11 protein-coding genes are annotated in these 12,751 nt (G+C 60.5%); 7 read left to right on the top strand and 4 right to left on the bottom strand.

Features of this window, described 5'->3' with window-relative positions; translation table 11 throughout:
• Nucleotides 1–3: 3 nt before the first annotated feature.
• Together ACM6JQ_RS16595 and ACM6JQ_RS16590 are read right to left on the bottom strand one after the other, a co-directional pair.
• Nucleotides 4–1,002: an AraC family transcriptional regulator gene (locus ACM6JQ_RS16595; protein ID WP_414894240.1), complete on the bottom strand. Its 999-nt coding sequence runs from the start codon at nt 1,000–1,002 to the stop codon at nt 4–6.
• Between the two features lie 317 nt (nt 1,003–1,319).
• Complete coding sequence (locus ACM6JQ_RS16590) at nt 1,320–1,916, bottom strand: TetR/AcrR family transcriptional regulator (protein WP_401206218.1); 597 nt, start codon at nt 1,914–1,916, stop codon at nt 1,320–1,322.
• Nucleotides 1,917–2,033: 117 nt separating this feature from the next.
• Between ACM6JQ_RS16590 and ACM6JQ_RS16585 the strand changes: the two genes are divergently transcribed.
• Genes ACM6JQ_RS16585 through ACM6JQ_RS16575 form a run of 3 tightly spaced genes read left to right on the top strand, consistent with a single transcriptional unit; the run spans nt 2,034 to nt 7,763 of the window.
• The gene (locus ACM6JQ_RS16585; RefSeq protein WP_414894239.1) at nt 2,034–3,191 is read left to right on the top strand and encodes a MexC family multidrug efflux RND transporter periplasmic adaptor subunit; all 1,158 of its coding nucleotides are present in this window, start codon (nt 2,034–2,036) and stop codon (nt 3,189–3,191) included.
• A 27-nt stretch (nt 3,192–3,218) separates the two neighbouring features.
• Nucleotides 3,219–6,350 carry an efflux RND transporter permease subunit gene (locus tag ACM6JQ_RS16580; protein ID WP_122609299.1) on the top strand — a complete coding sequence of 1,044 codons (3,132 nt, stop codon included), beginning with the start codon at nt 3,219–3,221 and terminating at the stop codon, nt 6,348–6,350.
• 3 nt (nt 6,351–6,353) lie between these two features.
• Entirely contained in the window at nt 6,354–7,763 is a 1,410-nt protein-coding gene (locus tag ACM6JQ_RS16575) for an efflux transporter outer membrane subunit (protein ID WP_150370578.1), read from the top strand.
• A gap of 96 nt (nt 7,764–7,859) precedes the next feature.
• Here ACM6JQ_RS16575 and ACM6JQ_RS16570 read toward each other — a convergent pair whose 3' ends face one another.
• Nucleotides 7,860–8,426, bottom strand: coding sequence for a TetR/AcrR family transcriptional regulator (locus ACM6JQ_RS16570; protein WP_122609297.1), 567 nt, complete (start codon nt 8,424–8,426; stop codon nt 7,860–7,862).
• Between the two features lie 267 nt (nt 8,427–8,693).
• On the opposite strand from ACM6JQ_RS16570, the gene ACM6JQ_RS16565 reads away from it, so the two are divergent.
• The 3 genes from ACM6JQ_RS16565 to ACM6JQ_RS16555 are packed head-to-tail and all read left to right on the top strand — an operon-like array spanning nt 8,694 to nt 10,314.
• Nucleotides 8,694–8,876, top strand: coding sequence for a hypothetical protein (locus tag ACM6JQ_RS16565; protein WP_401206412.1), 183 nt, complete (start codon nt 8,694–8,696; stop codon nt 8,874–8,876).
• 8 nt (nt 8,877–8,884) lie between these two features.
• Entirely contained in the window at nt 8,885–9,532 is a 648-nt protein-coding gene (locus ACM6JQ_RS16560) for a 3-hydroxyacyl-CoA dehydrogenase family protein (RefSeq protein ID WP_414894238.1), read from the top strand.
• A complete protein-coding gene (locus ACM6JQ_RS16555; RefSeq protein ID WP_414894237.1) occupies nt 9,532–10,314 on the top strand; it encodes an SDR family NAD(P)-dependent oxidoreductase in 783 nt (260 codons plus the stop codon). Before ACM6JQ_RS16560 ends, ACM6JQ_RS16555 begins: the two co-directional genes overlap by 1 nt.
• A gap of 8 nt (nt 10,315–10,322) precedes the next feature.
• Here the strand turns inward: ACM6JQ_RS16555 and ACM6JQ_RS16550 are convergent, their stop codons facing one another.
• Nucleotides 10,323–10,904: a TetR/AcrR family transcriptional regulator gene (locus ACM6JQ_RS16550; RefSeq protein WP_205993942.1), complete on the bottom strand. Its 582-nt coding sequence runs from the start codon at nt 10,902–10,904 to the stop codon at nt 10,323–10,325.
• A gap of 405 nt (nt 10,905–11,309) precedes the next feature.
• Here ACM6JQ_RS16550 and ACM6JQ_RS16545 point away from each other — a divergent pair, with 405 nt between their 5' ends.
• Entirely contained in the window at nt 11,310–12,734 is a 1,425-nt protein-coding gene (locus ACM6JQ_RS16545; protein WP_122609292.1) for a DUF1329 domain-containing protein, read from the top strand.
• Nucleotides 12,735–12,751 lie beyond the last annotated feature (17 nt).

The following is a 12,751-nucleotide window of genomic DNA, read 5'->3' as shown; positions in this document are numbered from 1 at the left end:
GATTTACCGAGGTAAGTGTTGCATGCGTTGTTTCCACTGCTGCGGGCTGACCCCGTTCCAGCGCGCGAATGCCCGGGAAAACGCGCTCAGGTCGGCGTAACCCAACAGACCGGCCACTTGCGTCAGATTGAGCGACGAATCGCAGAGGTAGCGTGCGGCCATCGCCCGGCGCGTCTGGTCCAGCAGCTCCTGAAATCCCGTGCCCTGCGCTCGAAGATAGCGCTGCAGGGTGCGTGGACTGATCATCATGTACTCGGCCATGTCACGCAGCGTGACCGGGCCGTGGGTCAGTTCATTGCGCAGCCTTTTTTGCAGGTAAGACGGCACCTCCTCCAGCGTCACGCGGGCCAGTTCGTCGATATGTTGCAGGGCCAATTGTTGGTATCGGGCGTCGGTCGCGCCCAGCGGTAGCGCCAGTAATGACTCATCAAACACCCAGGCGTTGACCGGGCTGTCGAAACGCGGCGCCACGCCGAGTAACGCGCGATAGGCCAGGCGGTTGGTCGAAGCACTGTGGCGCAACAGCAGCGCTTTCGGTTGCCAGGCGTGTCCGAGCAGTTCGCGCAACAGGCAACTGGCAATGCTCATCGCCAGTTCCACGGTCTGACGTACCGAGATCAAGGTGCCATCCGTCACGTCGTAAAGCAGCAGGGCGCTGCCGGCCTGCCGCTCAAGCTGCACGAGCGCGCCGTCGCTATGGATATGAAAATAACGTGTCAGCAAGTTCAGCGCCTCGCCGACAGTGGCTGAGCTGCGCATGGCAAAGAGCAGGGTGCCGAGACTCTGCGTACCTTGGCGCAAGCCGAACTGCACGCCGAATAGCGGGTTGTTCGAACGCTGTGCGCACAATTCGATCAAAGCATTGAACTGCGCGCCGGAGAGTCGAGCATCCAGAAGGTCTTCAGGCAGCTCCACCGCGGCCAGCGCCGAAGTCGGGTCGATGCCCTGACTGGCACAAAATGCCTTAAACCCCAGCAGCGCTATACCCCGAACCGTAGACATCCGCTCAACCCTCAGAATGACCGACCGCTGGCCGGAAAAGAACTGGCACGATTTGCAAAATCACTGGCGTGATCTGCCAAGCTTTCACCTCGCTCCAAGGACCAGACTCGAAGCACCAATAACAATAAAACTGCGTTCGGCCCGCGGCTGGACGGTGGAGGTGTTCGATGCGTCGGTTCCTGTTTGCTTTGCTTGCGATCGCACTGGTTTCGGGTGCGCTGTATTTTCAGTCCCGGCCCGCAGGCCACACAGTTGTCCATCATTCCAGTCACCCTCCGGTCGCCAGCATCAGCGATGCCTTCACACATTTTTGAGCGTTAGAGCATTTTTTCCGGAACGCAGGCGTGCTCGCGCAATTCACCACCGGCCAGCGCGCCATGCAGGAACATTTGCTCAAGGATCCGTGCCGAATCGGCGTTGGCGGCACGCCCGCGCTGTTCGGCATCCACCAGGCCATACACCAGCGTGATGAACAGCTCGGTGAAAATCGCGGCGGTGATGTCGATGCGAAACAACCCTTGTTGCTGCCCCCTCAGGAAAAAACCGTCCAGCGCCTCTAGGTAAAACTGCCAGCGTGTGTCGCCCCGTTCGAAATCGAGAAAGTCGGGGCGGTAATGCGCCATCAGAAAGGCCAGCAGCTCGCGGTGGGCGAGGTGCTCGCGGATCAATCGACGTAACGCGTCCAGCGGCTGCAAGTGCTGCAAACTGGCGCGGCGGATAATCAGATTGAGCGTTGCTTCGGCGTGTTCTTCCAGTCTTTGCACCAGGTTTTCCCGTGTTCCGCAATAGCGGTGCAGGGTGGCCTTGCTCACGCCTGCCAGTTGCGCCAGCTCCTTCATGGTTGCCCGCGGCCGGTTGACGACCGCCACGGTCAACGATTTGAGCAGATGTTCTTCATGGGAAATCAGGTTCATCACCAAGCCTCAAGCGATCGTCGCGCGATTCACACATTTCTCATATGAGACAATATTGACTCATTAGGGTTTTGAAAGTAGCATTCGCACCAAATTCAATCAAGCCTCGGGTGAGTTATGGGCAATTTGCGTGCAGTAAGAATGGCGGGGTCGTTGGCAATCGCCATCACGCTGGCCGGGTGTGGGCCGGCGAATGAACAGGCGGATGTGGCCGAAGTGGCGCGTCCGGTAGAAGTGTTGGCAGTGAAGACCGAACCTCTGGCATTGACGTCGGAGCTGCCGGGCCGGGTGGAACCGATGCGCGTTGCGGAAGTGCGTGCTCGGGTGCCGGGTATCGTGATGCAGAAGCGTTTTGAAGAGGGCGCTGATGTCAAAGCCGGCGACCTGCTGTTCCAGATCGACCCGGCACCACTGAAAGCAGCCCTGGCTCGCGCCGAGAGTGAACTGGCCCGTGCGCAATCCGTTGCACTCGAGGCTCAGGCACGGGTCAAGCGTTATGAACCGCTGGTGAAGATCGAGGCGGTCAGCCAGCAGGACTACGACAGCGCCATGGCTGAGTTGCGCAGTGCACAGGCGGCCACGCGTTCGGCCCAGGCCGATCTGCAAAGCGCCCGGTTGAACCTGGGTTATGCCTCGGTAACAGCGCCGATTTCCGGGCGTGTCGGCCGCGCCCTGGTCACCGAGGGTGCCTTGGTCGGTCAGGGTGACGCAACGTTGATGGCGCGGATTCAGCAGCTGGATCCGGTGTATGTCGACTTCACCCAATCGGCCGCTGACGCGCTGCGTCTGCGCGAATCGCTCAAAGGCGGAAAACTCTCCGCCGACGACAACAAGGCGTTGTCGATTCGTGTCGACGGCACTGCTTACGAGCGTCAGGGAGCACTGGTGTTTACCGATGTCGCCGTTGACCGCGGCACCGGCCAAGTCTCGTTGCGTGGCAAGTTCGCCAACAGCGACGGTGTGTTGCTGCCGGGCATGTTCGTGCGCGTGCGCACACCTCAAGGCACCGACAACCAGGCCATTCTCGTGCCGCAGCGCTCGGTGCAGCGCGGCAGCGATGGCGGCGCGCAGGTCATGCTGGTCGGCACCGACGGCCGCGCCGAAGCGCGCAATGTGGTGACCGGTTCCATGCAGGGTTCGCGCTGGCAGATCAGTGAAGGCCTGAAGGCTGGCGATCAGGTGATTGTCAGCGGCCTGAGTGGCCTGCAGGCAGGCGCCAAGGTCGTGCCGGGTCAGCCCCAAGCCCAGGCGCAGGCGCCTGAGTCGAAACAGTAAGGGCGCCGTCGCCGCGAGGATATTCCGATGTCTCAGTTTTTCATCAAACGCCCGAACTTCGCCTGGGTGGTGGCGTTGTTCATCTCTCTGGCCGGTCTGCTGGTCATTCCGATGCTGCCGGTGGCGCAGTACCCCAACGTCGCGCCGCCGCAAATCAAGGTGACGGCGACCTATCCCGGTGCCTCTGCGAAGGTGCTGGTGGACTCGGTCACTAGCGTGATCGAAGAGTCGCTCAACGGTGCGAAGAACCTGCTGTATTTCGAGTCGACCAACAACTCCAACGGTATCGCCGAGATCGCAGTGACGTTCCAGCCGGGTACCGACCCACAGCTCGCTCAGGTTGACGTGCAAAACCGTCTGAAAAAAGCCGAAGCGCGGATGCCGCAAGCCGTGCTCACCCAGGGTCTGGAGGTGGAGCAGACCAGTGCCGGGTTCCTGCTGATCTATGCGCTGAACTATAAGGAAGGCACCCAGCACAGCGACACCACCGCACTCGGCGACTACGCCGCGCGCAATATCAACAACGAGCTGCGCCGGGTTCCGGGTGTCGGCAAGCTGCAGTTCTTCTCCTCCGAAGCGGCGATGCGCGTCTGGCTCGACCCGCAGAAACTGGTGGGCTACGGGCTGTCTATCGACGATGTCAGCGCGGCCATCCGTGGCCAGAACGTGCAAGTACCGGCCGGCAGCTTCGGCAGTACGCCGACCAGCAGCCAGCAGGAACTGACCGCCACCCTGGCGGTGAAAGGTACGCTGGACAATCCGGAAGAATTCTCACGCATTGTCCTGCGTGCCAACGAAGACGGTTCCACAGTCAAACTGGGCGACGTCGCCCGCGTGGAAATCGGTCAGGAAAGTTACAACTTCAACTCGCGTCTGAATGGCAGACCCGCCGTGGCAGCGGCGATCCAGTTATCGCCCGGCGCCAACGCGATCCAGACCGCAACCGCGGTCAAGCAGCGCCTGGCCGAACTGTCGGCCTACTTCCCGGATGACGTGGAATATTCCGTTCCTTACGACACCTCGCGTTTCGTCGATGTCGCGATCGAGAAGGTGATTCATACCCTGATCGAAGCGATGGTTCTGGTATTTCTGGTGATGTTCCTGTTCCTACAGAACATCCGCTACACCCTGATTCCGTCGATTGTGGTGCCGGTGTGTCTGCTCGGCACGCTGCTGATGATGTACGTGCTGGGCTTCTCGGTGAACATGATGACCATGTTCGGCATGGTGCTCGCCATCGGCATTCTGGTGGACGATGCAATCGTCGTGGTGGAGAACGTCGAGCGGATCATGGCCGAAGAGGGCTTGTCGCCGGTCGACGCCACGGTGAAAGCCATGGGGCAGGTATCGGGCGCGATCATCGGTATCACCCTGGTGCTGTCGGCGGTGTTCATGCCGCTGGCATTCATGTCCGGCTCGGTCGGTGTGATCTACCAGCAGTTCTCGGTATCACTGGCGGTGTCGATTCTGTTCTCCGGTTTCCTCGCACTGACGTTCACACCGGCGCTATGCGCCACGCTGCTCAAGCCGATTCCACAAGGGCACCATGAAAAGCGCGGCTTCTTCGGCGCCTTCAACCGTGGTTTTGCCAATCTCACCGAACGTTACTCGGTGCTGAACAACGGACTGGTGGCGCGTGCCGGCCGGATGATGTTGGTGTACCTGGGCATTATCGCAATGCTCGGTTTCTTCTACCTGCGCCTGCCGGAATCGTTCGTGCCGGTGGAGGATCAGGGCTACATGATCGTCGACGTCCAGCTGCCGCCGGGTGCGACCCGCACCCGTACCGAAGCGACCGGCGAACAACTGGAGCGCTACTTGGCTACCCGCGACGGGGTTCAGTCGACGTTTCTGGTGTCCGGCTTCAGCTTCTCCGGGATGGGCGATAACGCAGCGCTGGCGTTCCCGGTGTTCAAGGACTGGTCGGAGCGTGGCGAAGATCAATCGGCCATGGCAGAAGTCAATGCGCTGAACGAGCAATTTGCCGTGGCCAACGACGGTGCGGTGATGGCCGTGCCACCGCCGCCGATTGACGGGCTGGGCAACTCCGGCGGTTTCGCCTTGCGCCTGCAGGATCGTGCCGGTCTGGGCCGTGAAGCATTGCTCGCTGCCCGTGATCAGGTGCTTGGCCAGGCCAACGGCAACCCGAAAATTCTCTACGCGATGATGGAAGGGCTGGCCGAGTCGCCGCAATTGCGCGTGGTGATCGACCGTGACAAGGCGCGCACCCTGGGGGTGAGTTTTGAATCGATCAGCAGTGCGTTGTCTGCCGCGTTCGGTTCGGAGGTGATCAACGACTTCACCAACGCTGGCCGCCAGCAGCGCGTGGTGGTGCAGGCCGAGCAGGGCGACCGGATGACTCCGGAAAGCGTGCTCAAGCTGTATGTACACAACACCGCAGGCGATCTGGTGCCGTTCAGTGCCTTCGTCACCACGCATTGGGAGGAAGGTCCGGTGCAGGTAGTGCGCTACAACGGTTATCCGTCGGTGCGCATCGTCGGTGATGCGGGGCCGGGCTATAGCACCGGTGAAGCAATGGCGGAAATGGAGCGTATCGCCGCGCAATTGCCGGCCGGCTTCAGCTACGAGTGGACCGGTCTGTCCTATCAGGAGAAGGTCTCCAGCGGTCAGGCCACGCAACTCTTCGCGCTGGCCATTCTGGTGGTGTTTCTGCTGTTAGTGGCGCTGTACGAGAGCTGGGCGATTCCGCTGACCGTGATGCTGATTGTGCCGATCGGCGCCATCGGTGCGGTACTTGCGGTGATGGTCGCCGGCATGCCCAACGACGTGTACTTCAAGGTTGGCTTGATCACCATCATCGGTCTGGCAGCGAAAAACGCGATTCTGATCGTCGAGTTCGCCAAGGAGCTTTGGGAGAAAGGTTACAGCCTGCGCGACGCCGCGATCGAGGCCGCACGGCTGCGCTTTCGACCAATCGTGATGACGTCCATGGCGTTCATTCTCGGCGTGGTGCCGCTGGCACTGGCGACCGGGGCAGGGGCCGCGAGTCAGCGGGCGATCGGTACCGGGGTGATCGGCGGCATGCTCAGCGCGACGCTGCTGGGGGTGTTGTTTGTACCGATCTGTTTTGTCTGGGTGCTGTCGATGTTGCGCAGTAAACCAGCGCCCATTGAACAACCCGCTTTGACTCAGGAGTGACACATGCGTATTTCAGGATTTTCTGCGCTGGTGATCGCCATGCTGCTGGCCGGTTGCTCGTTGGCGCCGACCTATGATCGGCCCGTTGCACCGGTCGCGGACAACTGGGCGGGCGAGTCGCTGAAACAAGGCGTTCCGATCAACCAATTAGCGTGGCAGGCGTTCATCGTCGATCCCGACCTGCGCCGTCTGGTGGAGGTTGCGCTGGATAACAATCGCTCATTGCGCCAGACCCTTCTGGACATCGAGCAGGCTCGGGCGCAGTACCGCATTCAGCGGGCCGATCGGGTTCCCGGGCTGAATGCAAGCGCGTCCGGCAATCGCCAGCGCTTGCCCTCGGACCTGGCCAGCGACGGCCGGGCAGGGGTGGCCAGCCAGTATCAGGTCGGCCTGTCGCTGCCCGAATACGAGCTGGATCTGTTTGGCCGGGTAAAAAGCCTCAGCGACTCTGCGCTGCAGGAATATCTGGCCACCGAAGAAGCCGCCCGCGCCGCGCAGATCGCGCTGATCGCCGAAGTCAGTCAGGCCTATCTGGTTCATGACGGCGCCCAGCGTCGTCTGGATTTGACTCAACAAACCCTGAGCAGCCGCGAATACTCGTTCGCGCTGATCAGCCAGCGCCGCTCCAGCGGTACGGCGACTGCGCTGGATTATCAGGAAGCGCTTGGGCTGGTGGAGCAGGCGCGGGCCGAGCAGGAACGCAATCTGCGCGAGAAGCAGCAGGCGTTCAACGCGCTGGTTTTGCTGCTGGGGACAAAGGACGCAGGAAAAGTGATTCCCGAGCGCCTGACGACGCAGCCGATGCTGGTTCAGGACATCGCCCCGGATACCACGTCGACGCTGATCGAGCGCCGGCCGGACATTCTTGCGGCCGAGCATCGACTGCAAGCGCGCAATGCCGATATCGGCGCGGCACGGGCAGCGTTCTTTCCGCGTATCAGCCTGACCGGCAGCTTTGGTACTTCCAGCGCGCAAATGTCCGGTCTGTTCGACGGTGGCTCGCGCTCCTGGAGTTTCGTGCCGAACCTTTCGCTGCCGTTGTTTGATGCCGGTCGCAACAGTGCCGGGCTGAGTCTGGCCGAAGCCCGCAAGGATTCAGCTGTGGCGGCCTATGAAGGCACGATTCAGACGGCGTTCCGCGAGGTCGCCGATGCATTGGCTGCCACCGACACCTTGCGCCGGGAGGAGGCCGCGCGCCGAGCACTGGCCAACACCAGCACTGAAACCCTGAGTCTGGCCAGGGCTCGATATGAAGGCGGTATCGACAGCCACCTGCGTTATCTCGATGCGCAGCGCACCAGCTTCGTCAACGAGACAGCGTTTATTGAGATCAGCACGCAACGGCAGATCGCTTTGGTCGATCTGTTCCGTTCGCTGGGCGGAGGATGGTCCACGCCGACAACCGTCAGATAACGCCCTACCGGAGCTCCTTTGGGTTGGCGCATCCAACCTTTTTTTGCCCCGTGAACCGATAGGTCACGGGGCTTTTTTTGCGGGAAAAAATGAGGATCAGGGGGCGGGCGTGGCGGTGGCGGCGCCGTGCAGAAACATCTGCTCCAGCACGTTGGCCGAGTTGGCACTGGCCGCGCGTCCACGGCGCTCGGCATCGACCATGCCGAAGATCATGGTCAGGAACAGTTCGGTGAACACCGCTGCGGTGACATCGATGCGGAACGCGCCCAATTGCTGGCCACGCAGGAAGAAGGCATCGAGTGCATCGGCATAAGTCTGCCAGCGGTCGCCCTCACCATTTACCGCAAACGTGTCGGGGCGGTACTGAAAGAGTAGGAAAACCAGCATTTCCCGATGCGCCAGATGCTCGTTGATCAGACTGCGCAACGCCTGCACCGGCTCGCCGTGCAACAGGTCAGTGGTGGTGGTGATCTGGTTCAGCACCGTCTCACCATGGCTTTCCATCATCTGAACCAGATTGTCACGGGTGCCGCAAAAGCGATGCAGGGTAGCCTTGCTGACGCCAGCCGCTTCAGCCAGTTCCTTGAGCGTCGCCCGGGGGCGATCAACGATGGCCAAGGCCAGCGCCTTGATGAGTCGTTCATCTTGAGGAGTCAGGGACATCAGTCAGTCTCGAATCGAATTTCAATACGCTGAATTGTGCAGGAAAAGCTCATTACTGCAACGAAAACCACCGAAATAGAGCAAATGAGTTCATCTGAGACATTTTTTATTCATCGCGCAGGTCGAATTACAGAGCGTTCGACTGTCATGAACTGCAAAAAACCTGACGCGATCTGCCAAGCTTTTGCGGCGCGCGCTACCCAGAATCAAAACCTTCAATAACAAAAGACACTGCATTTGGCCCCAGTCAAATGATGGAGGTTAGTGATGCGCCCAATTGTTTTTTCCTGCATGACCGTGACTCTCGTCTCACTCGCCATTTACTCGATTTATAGCTTCTACTCGACCAGCTCGTACGGCGCGTTCAGCGCGGTGAGTTCCACGCTGCCGGCGCGCGCGCAGCCTGGTTTGCCGGTTGCCAGCATCGGCGACGTATTCCGCAAGTTTTGAGATACGCCATGTCTGACCAGGTCTATTACCGTTTCGAAGACGGCCTTGCGCTGTCCGCTCTGAACCGTGCGCCGTGCAAGATCAATAAGGTTGCGGTGATCGGTGCTGGCACGCTGGGTGGCGGCATCGCGATGTGCTTTGCCGATGTCGGCATTGCCGTGGCGCTGAAGGATGTGGACAGGCGCACGCTGAACCGTGGCCTTCGACGCATCCACGAAAATTATCAGCTCCACGTCCAGCGCGGGCAACTCGTCGCCGCACAAGTACAGCCGCGGATGGAGCTGTTATTCACCACGATCGACTACGCAGATCTTTCGGATGCCGACCTGATCATCGAGGCGACGTGCGAAAAGCTGGAGAGCAAACACCAGGTGTTCCTCGCGCTGGATCAGATCTGCAAAGCGGGCGCCATTTTCGCGACCCATACGTCGTCGCTGGATATCGAAGCGCTGGCGAATACGGTTTCGCGGCCACAGGCTGTGGTCGGGCTGCGTTTCTTCAGCCCGGCCTCCGACATGCGCCAAGTGGAAATTGTGCCTTGCCACGCCACGGCGGCGGATGCGGTAACGGCGGTCGTGGAGATCGTTTGGCGTATCGGAAAACGGCCGGTTTTGTGCGGCAACGCTGCCGAGTCCAATTTTATCGAGGTGCACTGATGACTCACGATTTCGCCCAGAACTTTTCCCTCGCCGGCCAAACGGTATTGATCACCGGCGCCTCCAGCGGCATTGGTGCGCATCTGGCGCGGGTCGCTGCGCATGCCGGCGCCCGGGTGGTGCTGACTGCGCGGCGCGTGGAAAAGCTTGCGCAAGTGGCCAAGGACATTGAGTGGGATTGCGGGCAGGCGCTGTCGGTTGAACTCGACGTGACCGATCGCAGCAGTGTCGAAGCCGCGTTCGATACGGCCCAAGCGCATTTCGGCGTGGTCGACGTGGTGCTCAACAACGCCGGAATCGGTAACGGTCAGCGCCCGCTGGAGATCAGCGAAGAACAGTGGCGCGCAATGCTGTCGACCAATCTGGACGGCGTCTGGCGTGTGGCCCAGGTTGCCGCTCAACGGCTGGCCAAGGCCGGGCGCAGCGGCAGCATCGTCAACGTGGCGTCGATTCTCGGATTACGCGTCGGCACCGGTTACAGCCATTACAGCGCCGCGAAAGCCGGGGTTGTCCAACTGACCAAATCCCTGGCGCTGGAACTGGCGCGGTACAACATCCGGGTCAATGCCATTGCGCCGGGCTACTTCAAGACCGAGATGAACCAGGCTTTTTTTGAAGGCGAGAAGGGCAACAACTACATCCGCGACCTGATCCCGATGCGACGCCTGGGCCAGTTGCATGAACTGGCCGGACCGTTTTTGCTGTTGGCCAGCGATGCCGGGGCCTTCATGACCGGCAGCGTATTGGCGGTGGATGGCGGCCATCTGGTCAGCAGCGTGTGAGGATCGACTCAGTGACTGGCCACCAGCAAGGCCAGTGCCGTGCAAGCGGTCTCGGTTTCGGTTCGCAATCGATCCAGATCACCGTGGGCCGACCAGGCAATGGTCAGCCCGTCTACCAGTTGGATCAGCAAGCGACTGGTCGCCTTTAAAAAAGCTTCGTCCAATTCAGTTCCCATGGCCCGCTGCAGCGCCTGCTCGGTGGCTTCAATCGCCACCGAGTAAATCTTGCTGGCCATTTGCGGGTCATTGCGCATTGCCCAGAAGAACAACTCGGTCTGCGCCCTGGCCGCATCCGGATGATCGATGAACCAAGTGATTAACTGGCGCAGAACTTCGGCAGCCGTTGCCGCAGCAGTGGTGCCGGCCGGTACCCGTTCCAGCGCTTGCGGGGGCAGGCTGAACAGCGATTCGTAGACGGCATAAAACAGGTCGTTCTTGGTATGGAACACATAGTGCAACGAGGCCAACGGACAGCCGGCCTGCGCCGCGATACGGCGGGTCGTGGCATTGGCTACGCCGTGCTCGGCGATCACTCTGATCGTTGCTTCGACGAAATCCTGCCGGCGTAATTCAGCGCCCATTCTGGCCATGCTTCAGCAATCTCCCTTATTCCTGGCGCCCCCGAAAACGAAGAGGGCGATGTCGACGCTTGCGGATCCTACATCAACAAATCGCACGACGTCATGAATGAAAACGGTACGTGAAACGGTTGCACCAATAATGGTAACAACTGTTTCGTTATTTCCCGTATTGGTGCGTTCCGACGAAACAAACGGGAACATTCTCCGGCAGTTTCCCCGCACCGTCGCTCCGAAGAGCGCGCAATCGATTGATAAGAAAAGACTAATTCCGGCCCCGCGAATCTTGGCACCGGGCTTGCTTTGATCACACGACTTGGTCAACTGATCAAGTCAGTTGATTAGGTTAGCGCAGGCAACGGGTTGCCACCGTCAAGACGGCCCCGTTGCTGACCAAGGCCCACGAGGATCCCTCCCATGAACACAGTGATTGAGCGCCCCCATAATAATTTTTCTACCGGCGTCGTAATCCGGCACCTGGTCGCAGCCGTAGCCGCCTCGGCGTTTTTCTGTACGGCACAGGCGGCAGACAAGGATCCTGCATTGCTCGGCAGCAAACTGACCCCGCTGGGAGGCGAGGCCGCGGCCAGCGCCGATGGGGTGATTCCCGCCTGGACGGCGCCCGGTCCCCAAGGTGGCAGTTGGAGCCACGGCCAGGTGCGCGGCCAGCAATGGAAATTCAAGGATGACAAACCACTGTTCAGTATCGACTCGGGCAACGTCGCGAAGTACGCAAGCAAGCTTTCACCTGGGCAGGTGGAAATGTTCAAGAAGATTCCGGGCTACCGCATGGACGTGTACCCGACGCGACGTAGCTGCGGCGTGCCGGATTTCGTCGCGGACAACACCAAGAAGAACGTCGGTTTCGCCAAGCTCGACGGCGACGGCCTAGCGTTGCAGGAAGCCTACGTGCCGGGCATTCCGTTTCCATTTCCAGCCTCGGGCGCCGAGGTCATGTGGAACATGAAAATGCGCTATCGCGGCGTGGGTTTCGATATGTCGAAGACCGTGTCCGGCATTTCGCCACGCAAGGGCAGTGAGGACTGGCTGCGAACCTCCACCGACTGGTTCATGTACACGCCATGGGGCGTGAAGGGCAGCGCGCTGTTCTCGTCATTCGATCGTCTGGAAGTCGCCACCTACTTCAGCTACACCGACCCCGCCGCACTGGCCGGACAAGCCGGAGTGGTCACGACCAAGGCTGGCGAGCAAGCCACCACGTTCTATTACTTCCCGGGCCAGCGCCGCGTGCGGCGCATGCCGGCGTATTCCTACGACGCGCCGCAAATCGGTCTGGACAATCAATACACCATCGATGAATCCAATGTGTTCTTCGGCCCCATGGACCGCTTCGACTGGAAGCTGCTGGGCAAGCAGGAAATGCTCGTGCCCTACAACTCGTTCGGGGCCTACGACAACTCGGCGAAGATTGAGGACGTGGCCAAGCGCGACTTCATCGCTCCCGAGTCGCGTCGCTATGAGCTGCACCGCGTGTGGGTGGTCGAGGCCACTGTTCGCCAAGGCATGCGTCATCAGGCGCCGAAGCGTCTGTTCTACATCGACGAAGACAGCTGGAACGCGCTGATGGCGGTGGACTACGACAAGCAGGGGCAAATCTGGAAAGTCCGCGAGGGCTACACAATCCCGGTGTACGAGACCGGCACCTGCGACATGGAAGCCCAGGCGCAATACAACCTGGTTGACGGTCGCTACCTGTACGACATGACCTCCATCGGCACCGGCAAGAATGACCATCGCTGGCTGACCGACGGGGCGAGCAATCCGCGCCTGAAACGTGACTTCTACACCTCAGACAACCTGCGCGCCACCAGCGAACGCTGACAGCGGCTTTCGGGAAC

Origin of the sequence: Pseudomonas sp. IT-232MI5 (assembly GCF_949767845.1) — a bacterium.
Classification (GTDB): Bacteria; Pseudomonadota; Gammaproteobacteria; order Pseudomonadales; family Pseudomonadaceae; genus Aquipseudomonas.
Note: the sequence above shows the minus strand (reverse complement) of the source record. Positions and strands in the feature narration are given on the sequence as shown.

Coding starts and splice junctions, on each gene's coding strand:
- ACM6JQ_RS16595 (WP_414894240.1), bottom strand. CDS start 1,002: ATGTCTACGGTTCGGGGTATAGCGCTGCTGGGGTTTAAGGCATTTTGT.
- ACM6JQ_RS16590 (WP_401206218.1), bottom strand. CDS start 1,916: ATGAACCTGATTTCCCATGAAGAACATCTGCTCAAATCGTTGACCGTG.
- ACM6JQ_RS16585 (WP_414894239.1), top strand. CDS start 2,034: ATGGGCAATTTGCGTGCAGTAAGAATGGCGGGGTCGTTGGCAATCGCC.
- ACM6JQ_RS16580 (WP_122609299.1), top strand. CDS start 3,219: ATGTCTCAGTTTTTCATCAAACGCCCGAACTTCGCCTGGGTGGTGGCG.
- ACM6JQ_RS16575 (WP_150370578.1), top strand. CDS start 6,354: ATGCGTATTTCAGGATTTTCTGCGCTGGTGATCGCCATGCTGCTGGCC.
- ACM6JQ_RS16570 (WP_122609297.1), bottom strand. CDS start 8,426: ATGTCCCTGACTCCTCAAGATGAACGACTCATCAAGGCGCTGGCCTTG.
- ACM6JQ_RS16565 (WP_401206412.1), top strand. CDS start 8,694: ATGCGCCCAATTGTTTTTTCCTGCATGACCGTGACTCTCGTCTCACTC.
- ACM6JQ_RS16560 (WP_414894238.1), top strand. CDS start 8,885: ATGTCTGACCAGGTCTATTACCGTTTCGAAGACGGCCTTGCGCTGTCC.
- ACM6JQ_RS16555 (WP_414894237.1), top strand. CDS start 9,532: ATGACTCACGATTTCGCCCAGAACTTTTCCCTCGCCGGCCAAACGGTA.
- ACM6JQ_RS16550 (WP_205993942.1), bottom strand. CDS start 10,904: ATGGCCAGAATGGGCGCTGAATTACGCCGGCAGGATTTCGTCGAAGCA.
- ACM6JQ_RS16545 (WP_122609292.1), top strand. CDS start 11,310: ATGAACACAGTGATTGAGCGCCCCCATAATAATTTTTCTACCGGCGTC.